We start from the raw sequence: 15,554 nt of genomic DNA, 5'->3' as shown, positions 1-15,554 counted from the left end.
GGACGACCTGCGCGAGCACAAGAAGCTCGCTCTGCGCCAAGCCGCATGACCAGCATCATGGCTGCCCCATTTTGCAGAACTTGACGCACACAACCCTTCCACAATTAATCCCGCCGCTCTCATCTTGGCGTGAAGTCGATCTCCGGCGTCAATTGCCGGCAATATGCGCAAACCAGGTCAATCGTCGTTTGCACATCATCCAGGCAAACAACTTCGGACGGGGTATGCATGTAACGCAAAGGCACGGAGAGCACCCCACTTGCGACGCCGCCTCGGTTCTGCTGCATGACACGCGCGTCGGTAGGGCTTGAGCTGCCCACCGCCTGAAGCTGAAAAGGTAGGCCCTCTTTCTCGGCCACCGACTTCAGCAGTTTGAACACCACCGGGTTGGTGTTGGCGCCTTGAGTGATTGCCGGCCCTTTCCCAAGGTCCAGTTTGCCCTGATCCTCGGCGCGAGCGCGCGGATAGTCCATTGCCACGCCCATATCGATTGCGAGGCCGGTTCGAGGCGCGATATTGAACGCCGAGGTCATCGCGCCTCGGGAACCGATTTCCTCTTGAACCGTACCCAGGATATAGAGCCCCACGCCGGGGTGAACGCCTCCCTCCTCGGAGAGGCAGCGCAGCACCTCGGCGCCGATGAGGAGGCCGACCTTGTTGTCGAACGCTCGTCCGACAGCAAGGTTGCCCTGGAGCGCTGCAAACTCGCCGTGGATAGTGACCGCGCTGCCGACCTCTACGACCTCCAGCGCTTCCTCTCGCGAACTCGCGCCGATATCGATCCATAGTTCCATCAGCGAGGGAGTTTGGGACGTGTCAGAGGCTTTGAACGTCTGGATTGCCTTGCGACCTACGACGCCCAGGATCGGCTCCTTGCCATGCACCCAGACACGCTGGCCGATTTCAGTGGCAACGTCCGTTCCACCTATGGTGCTGAAGAAAAGAAAGCCGTCATCGTCGATGTAATGGACGATGAAGCCGACCTCATCCATGTGCCCGGCATACATGAAGCGCATAGACGCCTCAGGATTTATGATCGCCGTGACATTGCCCATGACGTCCGTCGTCAACCTGTGGGCATACGGACGAACATACTCGCGGAAAAGCTCCGCTACGGGTTGCTCAAAGCCGCTCGGCGACGGGGTCGCCACAATTTCCTTCAAGAACTTGAGTGATTCATCGCGCATCAAGCTGACTTTCACGGTTCAAGGGGCGGAGGGCCATTCGAGCATGGTCATACTCGCCGGGCTTCGCGCCAATTTTGGCCTTCTTCGGTGCGATCGCCCGCGAATTGGTCAGCCCAAGGCAGGTTGTGGAGCCAGGCTTCGCGCCGGGGGGTCCAAAGCTCGTATGTCGGGAGAAGGTCGTTTGGCGCATCGTCGAGAGTGCCGGTCATGATCTCGGCTTCGTCGTCGCGAAGATTCACCACGCGCGACCCGCATGCCGGACAAAAACCTCTGCCGTTGAACGCCGCAAGCTCGCCCTTGCACTGGTAAGCCGACCGCGGCCACACGGCAAAGGCACTGTAGGTGCTGCCGCTGGTTCGCTTGCAATCCTGGCAATGACACAAGCCAACGCGCAACGGCGCGCCGGTAACAACATACCTCACAGACCCGCAAAGACAGCCGCCGGTCCGCTCTGTCTTGTCAACCTCGTCGTTCATGGTCGCCGCCGGCATGAGTGAGGGAAGCGTGTTGGACTCCGCTCTGGTGTTTGCATCGAGGCATCAAGTTAATGGGCAATGTCTTCAACAAGGCCCAGCTCCAAAGCTCTCGCTGCCATCAGGTAGCAGCTGTTCAGGGCATGGTCGCGCAGCTCTTCCAGCGATGTTCGAGAACCTTGGACGAGATCGGCGAACCCTTCATTCTCGAGTCGCTCTGCCGTTTCCAACAGCGCAAGTTGTTCGCGAACGATCTGAAGACAGCTTCGAATTGGTCCATTCAGAACCAAGTCTTTCTCAAGCCTTCTTTCATGAATCAGCAGGACTGCTTGCGGGCAAAGGAACCTGCAGGCTTTCGGGAAAGCGGCAAGGACCGTTACCCCGGCAGAGTAAACCGTATTCTTGCCAATGATGTAGCCGTTGCGGCCCGAGTGTTTCAGAAAAAGTTTGAACTCTAGAGCTAGACGTCGCGCGCCGTCGGCGTCGCCTCCGGGCGTGTCGATTTCAACGTAGAGATCGTCTTCCCCGGAACGCACGGCTTTCAAATCGTCCAAGGCTTTGGTGACGACAGTGTCATCAATCAAGCCGTGTATACGCAAGTTTGGATCGAACAAAAGCCGGTGAAGGTCTGGAGCGGGCGGCGGGGAGACGGTGTGTTCGGCTGACTGGGGCAACAGGTCCATATAGGCATCCTCATTATGGGGGCCGAACTTAGTTGGTACCCTTTTGTTCCCTTGAGGGAGTTCGAGCGGTGGTGATCACAGCCGCGTCTCTCGGCGGCTGTGGAGCTCCCTCTTTCATTGCAGATCCTTTTCGCACCAGGCCCGGTAGAGGCACCTCAGCCGCTAGGTTGGCTCCATGGGCATATCGGGCATTTGCCGGAGCTGACGCAGTCGCTTTGCTGATTTCTGCCACGTCCGGGACCAGTCCTGTGGACGGTTGAACTCGACGGCCTCAATGGTTCCCGGCTGCTGCCTTCCGGACCCTGCGGTCGGGCTATTTTTCCTGGCCGTGCCATTTTTCCGGGGGGCTGAAACAAACAGCTTTGTTGGCAGTTCTAGCGTCCGGAGCACCGGCTCCGCGCGGCGCGGCCGAGCGGCCGGGGCTGTCCGGCAGGAGGTCCAGCAATGTCTCACGATATGCAAAGACGATTTGCAACGCGCTTGATCGCGGTTGCGCTGATGCTCTCGGCCAGTGGCGTGGCGCCTGTCCTGGCCCAGGATACCCCGACCGACTTCACAGCGATCATCCAGCAGAAATTGCCGGCCGTGGTCGCGATCACGACCCGGGAGGTTGTCCAGGACCAGACGACGGCGGGCGACTTTACAAGTCCGTTCGACGGCCAGGGCCTCGGACCCGTTCAGCCGCAGGTGAGGGAGGCGCTTGGCTCCGGATTTGTGATCAGTGCCGACGGCTACATCGTCACCAACAACCATGTCGTTGCCGATGCGACAGAGATCCATGTCGTATTTTCCGACAAGGAAACGGCGCCGGCGCAATTGGTCGGCCGTGACCCCGCCACCGATATAGCGGTGCTGAAGGTCGACCCGCGGCCCAACATGACCACGACCAAATGGGGTGACTCGGATGCAATGCAGCCGGGCGCATGGACAATCGCGATCGGCAGTCCCTTCGGGCTCGGAGGGACTGTCACTGTCGGCGTTCTTTCGGCCCGCTCGCGAGACATTCAAGCCGGGCCGTATGACGATTTTCTCCAGACGGACGCGTCGATCAATCGAGGCAACTCGGGCGGTCCGCTGTTCAACGCACGTGGCGAGGTGATCGGCGTCAACACCGCCATTGTCTCGCCGTCGGGCGGCAGCATCGGGATCGGATTTGCGGTGCCATCGCGCACCGCCCAGAGCATCGCCGACCAGTTGATTAGAACCGGCCGGATCGAGCGTGGCTTCATCGGGGTCCGCCTGCAGGACATCACGCCGTCGCTGGCTGAGGCCCTCGGGATGAAGGATGACAAGGGCGCGCTGGTTGCTTCGGTCGAGCCCGGCAGCCCGGCGGAGAAAGCCGGCTTGAAGCCGGGTGACGTGATCACCCGGTTCAACGGCAAGGGCATTGAGGGTGTCCATGACCTCACGCTTGCGACGGCTAGCCAGAAGCCTGGCAGCAAGGCCACTCTGACACGGAGTAACGGCGGCAAGGACCAGGAGGTCGCGCTTGTCATCGGTGAGCGCAAGGATGCGGAGGTGAAGACCGGCGCTGTTCCCGACAAGAAGTCGGCGGCCGAAGGCCTCGGCCTATCCCTCAGCCCGATTCCGGATCAGGCGCGTCAGCAGCTAGGCATCAAATCGGGAACGACCGGTGTCTTCGTCGTGGAAGTGGTTCCCGATGGCCTTGCCGCCCGGAGCGGATTGCAGCCGGGCGATGTCATCATATCGGCCAACAATCGCCGCGTGACGGAGCCTTCGGATATCGTCGACGAGTGGGCGAACTCTCGCCGGCAGAGCAAGCCCATCCTGTTTCGGCTGGAAAGGCAGGGGCAGTCCGTGTTCGTGGCGGTCGCCGGGAAATGACCGTCTCCAGGACGACCATGTGACTGCACCACGATCCGCTTGCGGATCCGCCCCAAAGGCGCCGGACGCCAGGTGCAACGGGGGAGCATCGCCGCAGAAAGTCTGCGGGATGCGCTCATTGGGCCGGGCGCGCAACGCGCACCTATTCTGGAGCGCCAGAGCTCTTTTGAGCTCATCGTGCTCGAAGGCGCTTGCCATCCTCAGGCAGTTTCGCGCCTTGCCGTAAGCCGTGCCTGGAGAAGGACGACGACGAGCAAAAACAGCCCGCGGATCACCGACTGCCAGTAGGCTGACAGCGAAATCCAACCCATGCCGTTTTCGAAGTTCAGGACGTTGAAAAGGATCCCGAGCAACAGCACGCCGGCCAGCGTGGTCAACACCGAGCCCGAGCCGCCGGTCAGCAGCGTCCCGCCCACGACCACGGCTGCGATGGCAAACAGCTCCCAGCCGACGCCCTCGATCGGCTGGCCTGCGCCGAACTGAGAAGCGAGGACGACGCCGGCGAGCCCGGCCAGGCACCCGCTTGCGACATAGACGAGAAATTTGACGCGGTCAGTGCGCAGCCCCATCAGCCGCGAGGCATCCTCGCCACCGCCGATGGCCAGCACCGTCCGTCCCGTGCTGGTGTAGTTCAGGACCACTGAGCCGACGGCATAGGCAACCAGGGCGATGACTGCCGGAATCGGGAAAATCCAGAAATTCCCCTGGCCGATGGCGGTGAAACCCGAATCATAAGACACCGAAACGGTCTGGTTGCCGGCCAGAAGCAGCGCCGAGCCGCTTGCGGCCAGCATGGTGGCAAGCGTGGCGATGAATGGCATCAGGTTGCCGCGCGTAACCAGGAGCGCGTTGATCAGCCCGGCTGCCAGGCCGGCGCCAACGCCCGCTGCAAGGCCTGCCACGATGCCGTGCGGGCTCGCCAGGGCGGAAGCGACGCTGCCCAAGGCGGCGACGGAGCCGACGGACAGGTCTATGCCGCCGGTCATGATCACGAAGCACATGCCGAGCGCGACGAGCGCGAACATCGAGTTGTAGCGCAGAACGCTCATCACGTTGAAGAGGCCGAGGAAGCGGTCGTAGCGCAGGAATCCGAACAGGACGAGGGCTGCAAGCGCGATGACGACACCGTAGGTGCCGATGATGCGAACCAGTCTGGCGCTGTTCATGAATTACACCCGGTGTTGCTGCTGCAGCCAGACGGCGAATGCGATGATGCCGGCCTTGACGACGAGCGCAGCGGCGTCGGGCACGCCATTGGCAAGCAGCGTGTAGCGCACCAACTGGATGGTCAGTGCGCCCAGCAGGGTGCCGATGATTGTGGCCTTTCCACCACTCAACAACGTGCCGCCCACCGCGACCGCCGCGATGGCGTCGAGTTCCATGCCCAGCCCCACGAGATTGGCGTCGCTGGAGGAGTTGATCGCAATGACGACGAGACCGGCTAGCCCCGCGCACAGGCCGCTGATCGCATAGACGGCGAGCTTGATCCTCGATACGGCGATGCCGGCCAGTTCAGAGGCCTTTTCATTGCCGCCGACAGCCAGGATGCTTCGCCCGAACACCGTGCGGTGAAGGGCCCAAGCGGCCGCCGCAACCAGCACGGCCATGATGATGACCTGCGCGGGAATGCCGAGCGGGCGGGCAAGTCCGATCCACTGGAATTGCGGCACGCGGAAGGTCTGCAGATTGCCGTTGGTCATAACCTGCGCGATCCCGCGCCCGGCGATGAACAGCACGAGCGTTGCGACGATCGGTTGGATGCGGAAGCGCGAGACCAACCAGCCGTTGAACAACCCGAACAGGCCGGCGACGAGGATCGAGGCAACCATCGCGACGGCTACCGCCAGATAGATGTTTCCGACCGGGAAGATCGTGCCCATGAAGATCATCGGCGCCAATGCGCCGGAGATCGCCATCAGCGAACCAACCGACAGGTCGATGCCGCCGGTGGCGATCACCAGGGTCATCCCCACCGCGACGATCACAATCGTGCAGACCTGGGTCAGGTTGACGTTGAGTGTCTGCAGCGTCGCGAAATTGCGCGTATAGGCAAGGTTGAAGACGACCAGCAGCACAAGCGCGATCACCGTGCCGTAGCGCGCCAGGAAACCGAACACATCAAAGCGGCGGTTTCCAGCGTCGTTGGCTGCGGATGGTGTGGCCAGATCGCTCACGCTGCCTCCTTCGCCGCGCCGCCATGCGCCATCGCCGCGAGCACGTCCTCCTCGTTGGCTGCCTGGCCTTCCAGTTCGGCCACCCTCACTCCTTCGCGCAGCACGAATATGCGGTCGGCTCCTTCCATCACTTCCTCGAGTTCCGAGGAGATCATCAGCACGCCGAGCCCGCCATCGGCAAGCTTGCGGATGAGGCGCTGGATCTCGGCCTTGGCCCCGACATCGATGCCGCGCGTCGGCTCATCGAGAATGAGCAGCTTCGGGTTCATTGCCAGCCAGCGGGCAAGCAGCACCTTTTGCTGGTTCCCGCCCGACAACTCGCGGACCTTCTGGTTAGGCCCCGAGCATTTGATGTCGAGTTCACGAATGAAGCGCTCGACGATCTCCTTCTGCCGGGCCTCGTTCAGGATGCCATTGCGGCTGATTTTCGGCAGCAGTGCCAGTGTTATGTTCTCCGCGACGGTCATTTCCGGCACGATGCCCTCGGCCTTGCGGTCCTCGGTGCAGAAGCCCATCCCTGCGGCGATGGCATCAGCGGCACGTGCGGGATGGTAGGACGCGCCTTCCATCGTCATCTCGCCTGCGCTCCGGCGGTCGGCGCCGAATACGAGGCGGGCTGTTTCGGTGCGGCCGGCGCCGAGCAAGCCGGCAAAGCCGGCGATCTCGCCGCGGCGCAGGTCGAAGCTCACGTCACGCACCAACTGGCCGGCCGCCAGCCCTTGCGCGGTAAACAGCACATCACCGATCCTCGACCGATCGCGTTCGCCGAACGCGGTCGCATGGCCTTCGACGGCTGCGACGTCGCGGCCGAGCATGGCCGCGACCAGCTCCAGCTTGCCGATGTCGCTCATCGCCGCGCTTCGCACCGTGCGGCCGTCACGCATGATCGTGACCCGGTCGCAGACCTCGTACAACTCGTCGAGCTTGTGGCTGACGAACAGAACGGAGACGCCGTCGGCCTTGAGCTGACGGATAACGCTGAACAAGACCGAGACTTCACGCTCGTCTAGCGAGGAGGTCGGCTCATCCATGATCACGAGGCGGGCGGAAAAGCCGATGGCGCGGGCGATCGCCACCATCTGCTGCGTGGCGGTGTTGAAATCGCTGAGCGGGCGGCGCACGTCGATGCCGATCGAGAAGCGGCTGAGCAGGCGCTCGGCTTCCGCATGCATCGCGCTCCAGTCGAGCAGGCCGCGGCGGCGCTTCTCGCGTCCAAGGCAGATGTTCTCGGTCACCGAGCGCAGCGGTACGAGATTGATCTCCTGGTAGATGGTGCTGATGCCGCTGACCTGCGCCTGATGCGGAGACCCAACTTCGAACGGCTTCCGTTCGAACAGCACCTGCCCCGCATCCCGGCGGTAATAGCCGGTGAGCACCTTGATAAGTGTCGATTTGCCCGCACCGTTCTGGCCGATGAGTGCGTGGATCTCGCCCGGAAGAACCTGGAGCGAGGCATCGGCCAGGGCAGGGATGCCGGCAAAACGCTTCTGGATGTCACGCATGTCCAGGAGCAGCGCGGCTTGGTCCGGCTGAGCGGTCATCGTCAAACTCCCAAACCCTACCCGCCGAAGCGGGTAGGGCAACTGGAAAGAAAGTGGATATCAGAACGCAATATCGAAGTCTTTCTTCGCGTTCGTGGCGTCGAAGAAGGCATCCTCGTTCTTGATGAACGGCGGGATCTTCTTGCCGGCCGCATAGTCGGCCATCGTAGCGAAGGCCTTCGGCCCGAACAGCGGGCTGCAAGCGCAGATAGCGCCGATCTTGCCGTCAATGATCGCCTGGACGCCTTCCTTCTCGCCGTCGATCGACAAGATCAGCACATCCTTGCCCGGGGTCTTGCCGGCTGCTTCCAGAGCGGCGATGGCGCCCAGCGCCATCTCATCATTATGCGCGTAGATGATATCCGCATCAGGGTGCGCCTGAAGCAGCGTCTCGGCGACCTGCCGGCCCTTGTCACGGGCGAAGTCGCCGGACTGCGACGCCAGGATGGTGAACTGCGAGTGCTTGGCGATGAAATCGTCGAAGCCTTTCTTGCGGTCGGTAGCGGCCGAGGCTCCGGTCGTGCCTTCCAGCTCGATGATCTTCGACTTGCCATTGGCGTTCTTGACCAGCCATTCGCCGACGCGGGTCGCCTCCTCGATGAAATCCGAACCGATGAAGCAGACATAATCCTCGCCCGGCTTGGCCATGGTGTGATCAACGTCGCGGTCGACCAGAAACACCGGTATGCCGGCATCGCGCGCGGCAAGAATGACCGGCACCAGGGGCTTGTCTTCGCGGGGCGGCAGGAAGATTGCGTCGACGCCCTGCGCGATCATCGAGTTCACGTCGGAGGCCTGCTTGGCCGACGAACCCGCGGCATCCGTGTAGACCAGCTGATGGCCAAGCTTGGCGGCTTCGTCCTGCATGCTCTTGGTCTCGGCAAGACGCCACGGATTGTTGCTTTCCGTCTGGGCGAAACCGACCTTGTACTTGTCCTTCTTGGCGAGCGGCGGGAGCGCCGCGAAGGCGCGTGAGCCGAGTGTCAGCGCGACCGCGCCGGCGGCGGAGCCAACCAGTAGTTTTCGACGGGTAATGATCATGCTCTTTCCTCCTTTATTGTCGCTTTCAGCGACTGTGTAATTTCCTCACGATATCGGCCCAGACGGCGTCGGCGATGACGCCGTCGGGAAGCTGGATGAGGCGCTATGCCGCCTCCAAAATAAAGTCGGCGCAGCGGTCGCCCAGCATCATGGCGGGCGCCGCCGTATTGCCGGCATTGATGTTGGGGCAGGCCGACATGTCGGCAACCCGCAGATTGTCTATTCCGCGCACGCGCAGCGCCGCGTCCAGCACCGCCATCCGGTCGCTGTCCGAGCCCATCCGGCATGTCCCGGCCGGATGGTAGTTGGTCTTCACAAAGCGCTTGCAATGCTTTGTCATGGCTTCGTCGCTGAGATCATCCTGGCTTGGCACGGCAATGGCCTTGACCCGATCGGCGAGCGGCTTGGTCTGAAAAGCCTGCAGGAAATAACGCTGGCCGCAGATCATTTCCCTCATGTCGTCGGGATGTTTAAGGAGGTTCGGCGAAACGATCGGCATGTCCTTCGGATCCGCCGAACGCAGCCTTACGAAACCGCGCGACTTTGGCTTCACCACCACTGTCGTCACGGTAAGCCCATAGGTGTTCTCGACCAAGGTCAGGATATCGCGGTCCAGATAGACGTGCGGCACGCAGAAGGCCTGGATCGTCGGTTCGCCCTCGGGATCGGCCGGATTGACGAAGGCTCCGGCCTCCACCCCCGCTGACAGGATCGTGCCGGTGCCGAAGAGCTTGAAATGCAGGCCGTTCCTGATCATCCTCCAGCCTTGGCCCTGCCTGAAATAGCCGTATGGGCCGTTTGCGGTGGCGATGATCGGCACCTCCGGATGGTCGATCAGGTTTTCGCCGACCCCGGGCAGGTCGGCGACGCAGGAAATGCCGTGCCCGGCAAGCGCCTCGGCGGGGCCGATGCCGGACAGCATGAGCAGTTTCGGCGAGACGAGGGCACCGGACGAGACGATCACGTCGGCATCTGCATGGACGGTATGCTCGGCGCCCGACGCATCCGAATAGACGACGCCGGTGACCCGACCGTTTTCGATCAGCAGCCGGCTGACTGTGCAATTGAGTTTCAGCGTCAGCTTGGGATCATTCGTCAGCGGCTCGATGAAGGCATAGGCGGCGCTGCTTCGCTTTCCCCGCCGGTTCATGAACTGGTAGAAGCCGACCCCGCGCTGCGACGGTCCGTTGAAGTCATGGTTGTACGGCAATCCAAGGCCTTGGACGGCCTGGACGAACCAACGGGAAACATCATCGATGTGGCCTGGATCCGAGACCAGCAGCGGACCTTCGCTTCCATGCAGTTCGCCGCCGAGGCGGTTGTTTCCCTCCATGCCGGTGAAATGCGGCAGCACCGCCTGCCAGTTCCAGCGTACGCCGGCATTGTTGCCGCGCAGCAGCTCGTCCCACTCCTCATAATCGGCCGAGCGGCCTCGCATGTAGACCTGGGCGTTGACCGAGGTGCCGCCGCCCAGCACGTTGCCTTGCGAGATTTCATGGACGCGCCCGTCGAGATGGGCCTGCGGCTCGGTGCGGTGATAGCGCATGAATTTCGAGCCGTTGATCATCTTGAAGATGCCGGGCGGCATGTCGAGCAAGGGGTGATGATGGGAATGGCCGGCCTCCAGCAGCAGGGTTCGCCGTCCCGCTTTGACAAGCCTTGCCGCCGCGACGCAGCCGGCTGCTCCGCCGCCCACCACGATATGGTCGTAGGACTGCGTCATGCTTCCGGCGCCTCACGGCTTTCGAATGTACCGCGGACATACTCCCAGGCCGCCGAGAGGTGGTTGAGCAGCGCCCGCTCGGCGCCGTCAGGATCTCGCTCAATGATGGCCGTGCAGATTTCACGATGGCTGAGGAAATTCACGCGGTTGCGCTCGGGCGACCGTGGCATGCGCATCCAATGCGGCGACAGCCAGGCGGTAAATGCCTTGTGCACGACAGGCAGCACCGGGTTGCGCGCGATATCATAGAGCGCTGCGTGGAACGCCACGTCCGTCGCATAGAATTTCTCGGAATCCGGGATCGCCGCCTCGTTCATCGCCAGCGCCGCCCTCAGGGCTGCGATGTCATCCTTGCGGGCATGGATGGCGGCGTTGCGCGCCAGCGACGCCTCGAGGAAGACGCGCATGTCGTAGAGGTTCTTCACGCCCGCCTGGTCGCTCAGCAGATGTCCTACGATGCCGTCGAGGGCGCCGAGCGCGGCATCCAGGCCAGGCCGGCGCGCCACGGGCCGGAACCGCGGACGCGCTTCCACCAGGCCGCGGCTGGCCAGGCGCGCAATCGCCTCACGCACAACGCCCCGGCCTACACCATACTCGATCATCAGTTCGCGCTCGGCCGGCAGGTAGCTGCCGTCGCCAAGCCTTCCGGACGTGATGTCGGCCTCTATGCCGGCCACCATCGCGTCGGCCGCGCGGGCGGCGAGAATAGCCGCGGGCATCTCAGGACGCTCTTCCGTATCCAGCAAGCCTTTTTCCTCCCAGATGGTCCTGTTATTAGAAGGTAAATCGGACCAAAGCACAAGCGGATTGATGCTTTTGTAGGACCAAAAATGACTGATTGGCTTCAGAATCGCTGAAAGATGAGCCACATTGTTGCCAGTCAGCGCTGCCGGTGCAATTATGGTCCGATGAAAAAGCCTGAATGGAGCGCAGCATGAGCCGCACCGAAATCAAGGAAGCCGAGACCCGGCTGTTCCGGGTCCCACTGCGTGAGGTGATGACCGATGCCAAGCACGGCGCGCACACGCATTTCGAGCTGGTCACCGTCACGCTGAGGCTTGCCGACGGCACCGAGGGCACAGGCTACACCTACACCGGCGGCAGGGGCGGCTATGCGATCAAGGCAATGATCGATCACGACCTCGCGCCGTTCCTCAAGGCACGCGACGCAACGCAAATCGACACGATCTACGACGGCATGCTCTGGCACATCCACTATGTCGGGCGCGGCGGCATCGCTTCTTTCGCGATCTCGGCGATCGACATCGCATTATGGGACCTCAAGGGCCGGCGTAGCGGCCTGCCGCTTTGGCAGATGGCGGGCGGGGCCGGGAAGAGCGCCAAGGCCTATCGCGGCGGCATCGACCTAAACTTTACCCTCGATCAGCTTTTGGCCAGCATCGATTCCTATCTCAATGCCGGCTTCACCGGGGTGAAGATCAAGGTCGGCAAGGACGACCTGGCCGAGGATGTGGCCCGGGTGAAGGCAGTCCGCGAGCGCATCGGCCCTCATGTCACCTTTATGGTTGACGCCAACTACGCGCTCGACGTCCCGCGAGCGATCGAGGCAGCGAGAGCATTCGCCGCCTACGATCTGCTGTGGTTTGAGGAGCCCATCATACCCGACGACTATGAGGGTTACGCCAGCATTGCCAAGGCGACCGGAATGCCCCTGGCAATGGGAGAAAACCTGCATGTCATCGAGGAGTTCGAGCATGCCTTCGCTTGGTCGAATCTCGCCTACATCCAACCCGACGCCTCCAACTGCGGCGGGGTCACCGGCTGGCTGCGCGTGGCAGCGCTCTCACGCAAGGCTGGCATTCCGGTCTGCAGTCACGGGATGCAGGAACTTCATGTCAGTCTCGTTGCAGGTCAGACAAATGCCGGCTGGGTGGAGGCGCATAGTTTCGATATTGACCTTTACACCACCGAGCCGCTTAGGCTTCAGGATGGTTTGGCGATAGCACCCGACGAGCCTGGAGTGGGCGTTGTCTTCGATTGGCGCAAATTGGCGGATTTTCGCCAATAGCGCCCCCTGAACGGCGGCACGGCCGCATGCATTTTGTCCAGATCCTGCTTCCTCGTTCCGGCAACGCGGAGAGCGCTTCGCCGAGGAAGACTTCGACCGTCTGAAGAACGAACTCGCCGCCGCCGCAGCCAGCGGGCATACCACTTATCGGATGCCACACTTACATTTGTAATTGCAGCGACGCTTCACCGGCTTTAACTCACGCGATCATAGCAGCGACACGACAAATGCAGGCGGCCGCCCGAAAACGGGCAGAAGCTGCAAGCATTGGGTGCGCCTGCAGGGAGGCGGCGATGGTTGCAACGCGTACGGACACTGCACATCCGGTTATGGAGGACTTCATTCTATCACGGCACCGCTCACCGGTCCGCGAAGTTGGATTTTACGAGGCTATGAGTCAAACCCGACAAGCGATCGCCACATCGCGCGAGGTGCTGAGGCGCTTTCGCGAACGTCAGGGCGACGACACTCCTCGAGCAAAGAATACAGACCGTGGTCCTGTCGCCGTGTCAGCCTTCGATGCCGACATCATACGCGCTGCATGCCGAGATCTGATCGCGGAGATGAACGTGCCCGAGTGTCAATGGCGCGAGCTGGCGCGAAGTCTGGTGCGCGAATTCGTGGCCTGCGAGCAGACCGAAGCCGGTTTGGTGGATTGGATCGTCCGCCGGCCAGCGATGACGGAGACGGACGAGGCCGGCTGACCGGAGCCAACTGGCGGGGCGGCGAATGAGCCAGGAGTCAGTCGACCGCAATTAGCGCGAGCAAACAGGTCTCCCGGCGGACTTGTTGCGCGGGAACTGCGGTGATCCGAGGATCGGAAATTTTGGCGAGCGGCTTGGACACATCTGATCCTCCTCGTCTGTAGCGTCGCGCTCGTGTTCGCATTTGAAGCATGTAGCGAGGACTGGCCGATGGCGTGACCTTTGGTTGAGTGGAGACGAATGCGTCCAGCCTACTGTCCAAGGCACGGCGACGGCCATGTCGCGTTGCTCCCGGCCTTCGCACACAAGGGCCAGGCCGGATGCCAACCAGGCTGCATTAGGCCAGTGGGAACAATTTGCGCGGGCCGAGCTTGGGCTAGCGTCGTACAGAGGTGCAAGTATGCAAGATAATTTTGACCGAGCTTCATCCGTCGCGGAGGTTGCGGAATCCTTCGTGAGATCCCGGAGGCCGTTCTCTGTCGTATCGACTCGGGATGCGGTCACGATTGTCAGGAAACAGGCAGCTTTTTGCGAGCATACGGATGGCGAGCTTGCGGAGTTGGTGGCGGCAATTGCGGTCAGGCATGGTCGATTGGTCGCGTTCGATCTTGATCTCGACGACACAGGCTTGGAGATCGGTCGCGCAGCATAGCCAACGCCTCACGCAATGAGATAGCCACCGTCAACCGGCAGAATTGCCCCAGTGATGAACCCCGCGAGCGGAGAACACAAGAACAAGGCGGGGCCGGTCAGGTCGCCCGGCGTACCCCAGCGACCCATCGGAGTGCGTTTCATCAATTCCGCGTTGCGAACTGGATCGGCCCGTGGCGCGGCGGTCATGGCGGTCTCGATCCAGCCAGGCGCCAATGCGTTTACGCGGATGCCATCCCCGGCATAGGCGATGGCGAGCGACTTGGTAAGTTGCACGATGGCGCCCTTGGATGCGGCGTAAGCCGGGGCATGAGCCGCGCCGAAAAACGCGAACATCGAGGCGATGTTGACGATGGCGCCCCCGTTCGAGAGTGCCCCTCGGAACGCGCTCGCACTCCGCATGGAGCCGGTGAGATTGATATCGACCACCGTTTCGAAACCCTGGACAGTGAATTCGGCGGCGCGCAGGTTTACCCCTGCGCAATTTACGAGCGCTGCAACGGATGTGAACTGACTGGAATATCCTTCGACCGCAGTCATGTCCCGGACGTCGAGTACTGAATACGAGACGGCGGTGCCGTATGCACGAGCGGCCGCTACCTCGGCGGCCGTGGCCCCCGTCGCGTGGACAATTGCCCCGGCCTCGGCGAACGCCATGGCGATGCCGTTTCCGATACCTGTCGTGCCTCCGGTAATGACGACGGTCTTGCCCGCGAAGAAGGGCATGGCCCATATGGAGTCGGTCACCAATATCTCCTCGTTTCGCCTCTGTGGCGGACCGCGAACTCACCGCAGCGGAAGGCAAACGGGCGGATGTCTACCGTACGAATTGATCGACGAAATCGTCACCGAGACCCACGCTCGCATAGTGATTTCTGCACATGTCGATCTTGGTGAAAACGTCCTCGAAACCAATCTGCTTGTTATCCTTGTCCAGGTAAACCATGCAGCCGGAAATGTTGAAGAAGGTGATCATCTCGGGCACGTCGCTTGGAACCGTGAGCGTGTGGATTTCACCGGGCGGCTCGAAAACGTAAGATCCCGTCTCTGCCACCCAGTCGTGTTCAAGATAATGCCAACGCCCCTTGATCACATAGCCATGCACGGGGGCCGGATGCAGATGACGGCTTAATATCCCGGCCCGGCGTACGCGGAGCAGATTGCACCACTGCCCTTGCATTGTGTTGAGCATAAGTGGTCGGAACCACACGCCCTCCGCCTGTGGGACCCAGACACGCTCGTCTTCGGGGACGGCAGCGATCGCGATCTCTTTCGGTGCCAGGGGATGGGCGGAGCCGTTGAAGGATTGATACATAGGAACCTCTGTCGCCAATTCATTGGAGTCCATATCAGCGCGATCCTAACAACTGGGCCGAGTTCTGCCGAGGCGCAATCGGGCGCCCACGCATTGGGTAGTGTGCTGAGAGTTCTGCAAATTCGCTGAGAGGGGGCGGTCATGGCAGGCTGGTGATTGTTCACGTCACCTGATTCCCGCGAAGGAAC

Annotated in this window: 14 protein-coding genes; 3 read left to right on the top strand and 11 right to left on the bottom strand. The window is 61.9% G+C overall.

The window, feature by feature from the left end; translation table 11 throughout:
* Nucleotides 1-119: 119 nt before the first annotated feature.
* The 3 genes from NKI15_RS31460 to NKI15_RS31450 form a co-directional block, all read right to left on the bottom strand.
* Nucleotides 120-1,187, bottom strand: a complete 1,068-nt coding sequence (locus NKI15_RS31460; protein WP_352546202.1) for a M42 family metallopeptidase — start codon at nucleotides 1,185-1,187, stop codon at nucleotides 120-122.
* A gap of 47 nt (nucleotides 1,188-1,234) precedes the next feature.
* Entirely contained in the window at nucleotides 1,235-1,663 is a 429-nt protein-coding gene (locus NKI15_RS31455) for a GFA family protein (RefSeq protein WP_352514054.1), read from the bottom strand.
* 68 nt (nucleotides 1,664-1,731) lie between these two features.
* Entirely contained in the window at nucleotides 1,732-2,343 is a 612-nt protein-coding gene (locus NKI15_RS31450) for an ATP-dependent Clp protease proteolytic subunit (protein ID WP_023672669.1), read from the bottom strand.
* A 444-nt stretch (nucleotides 2,344-2,787) separates the two neighbouring features.
* On the opposite strand from NKI15_RS31450, the gene NKI15_RS31445 reads away from it, so the two are divergent.
* Nucleotides 2,788-4,188, top strand: coding sequence for a Do family serine endopeptidase (locus tag NKI15_RS31445; RefSeq protein ID WP_352514053.1), 1,401 nt, complete (start codon nucleotides 2,788-2,790; stop codon nucleotides 4,186-4,188).
* 200 nt (nucleotides 4,189-4,388) lie between these two features.
* Here the strand turns inward: NKI15_RS31445 and NKI15_RS31440 are convergent, their stop codons facing one another.
* The 6 genes from NKI15_RS31440 to NKI15_RS31415 form a co-directional block, all read right to left on the bottom strand.
* Nucleotides 4,389-5,354, bottom strand: a complete 966-nt coding sequence (locus NKI15_RS31440; protein WP_023672667.1) for an ABC transporter permease — start codon at nucleotides 5,352-5,354, stop codon at nucleotides 4,389-4,391.
* 3 nt (nucleotides 5,355-5,357) lie between these two features.
* Entirely contained in the window at nucleotides 5,358-6,362 is a 1,005-nt protein-coding gene (locus NKI15_RS31435) for an ABC transporter permease (protein ID WP_023726632.1), read from the bottom strand.
* Nucleotides 6,359-7,903 carry a sugar ABC transporter ATP-binding protein gene (locus tag NKI15_RS31430; protein ID WP_023825539.1) on the bottom strand — a complete coding sequence of 515 codons (1,545 nt, stop codon included), beginning with the start codon at nucleotides 7,901-7,903 and terminating at the stop codon, nucleotides 6,359-6,361. Before NKI15_RS31430 ends, NKI15_RS31435 begins: the two co-directional genes overlap by 4 nt.
* A 60-nt stretch (nucleotides 7,904-7,963) precedes the next feature.
* Nucleotides 7,964-8,944, bottom strand: coding sequence for an ABC transporter substrate-binding protein (locus NKI15_RS31425; protein WP_023672664.1), 981 nt, complete (start codon nucleotides 8,942-8,944; stop codon nucleotides 7,964-7,966).
* 103 nt (nucleotides 8,945-9,047) lie between these two features.
* Nucleotides 9,048-10,667 carry a GMC family oxidoreductase gene (locus tag NKI15_RS31420; protein ID WP_023714229.1) on the bottom strand — a complete coding sequence of 540 codons (1,620 nt, stop codon included), beginning with the start codon at nucleotides 10,665-10,667 and terminating at the stop codon, nucleotides 9,048-9,050.
* Nucleotides 10,664-11,413, bottom strand: coding sequence for an FCD domain-containing protein (locus NKI15_RS31415; protein WP_023748427.1), 750 nt, complete (start codon nucleotides 11,411-11,413; stop codon nucleotides 10,664-10,666). Before NKI15_RS31415 ends, NKI15_RS31420 begins: the two co-directional genes overlap by 4 nt.
* Before the next feature lie 188 nt (nucleotides 11,414-11,601).
* Here NKI15_RS31415 and NKI15_RS31410 point away from each other — a divergent pair, with 188 nt between their 5' ends.
* Both NKI15_RS31410 and NKI15_RS31405 read left to right on the top strand, forming a co-directional pair.
* Entirely contained in the window at nucleotides 11,602-12,696 is a 1,095-nt protein-coding gene (locus tag NKI15_RS31410; RefSeq protein ID WP_352512101.1) for a mandelate racemase/muconate lactonizing enzyme family protein, read from the top strand.
* 293 nt (nucleotides 12,697-12,989) lie between these two features.
* Nucleotides 12,990-13,400 carry a hypothetical protein gene (locus NKI15_RS31405; protein WP_023738748.1) on the top strand — a complete coding sequence of 137 codons (411 nt, stop codon included), beginning with the start codon at nucleotides 12,990-12,992 and terminating at the stop codon, nucleotides 13,398-13,400.
* A gap of 660 nt (nucleotides 13,401-14,060) precedes the next feature.
* Here the strand turns inward: NKI15_RS31405 and NKI15_RS31400 are convergent.
* Nucleotides 14,061-14,798: an SDR family oxidoreductase gene (locus tag NKI15_RS31400; RefSeq protein WP_245263955.1), complete on the bottom strand. Its 738-nt coding sequence runs from the start codon at nucleotides 14,796-14,798 to the stop codon at nucleotides 14,061-14,063.
* Nucleotides 14,799-14,868: 70 nt separating this feature from the next.
* Nucleotides 14,869-15,366: a 2,4'-dihydroxyacetophenone dioxygenase family protein gene (locus NKI15_RS31395; protein WP_023710477.1), complete on the bottom strand. Its 498-nt coding sequence runs from the start codon at nucleotides 15,364-15,366 to the stop codon at nucleotides 14,869-14,871.
* Nucleotides 15,367-15,554 lie beyond the last annotated feature (188 nt).

The sequence above is a fragment of the Mesorhizobium sp. M0862 genome (genome assembly GCF_040319795.1).
GTDB lineage: Bacteria > Pseudomonadota > Alphaproteobacteria > Rhizobiales > Rhizobiaceae > Mesorhizobium.
The sequence above is the reverse complement of the archived record's forward strand: the minus strand, read 5'-3'. Positions and strand labels throughout refer to the sequence as shown.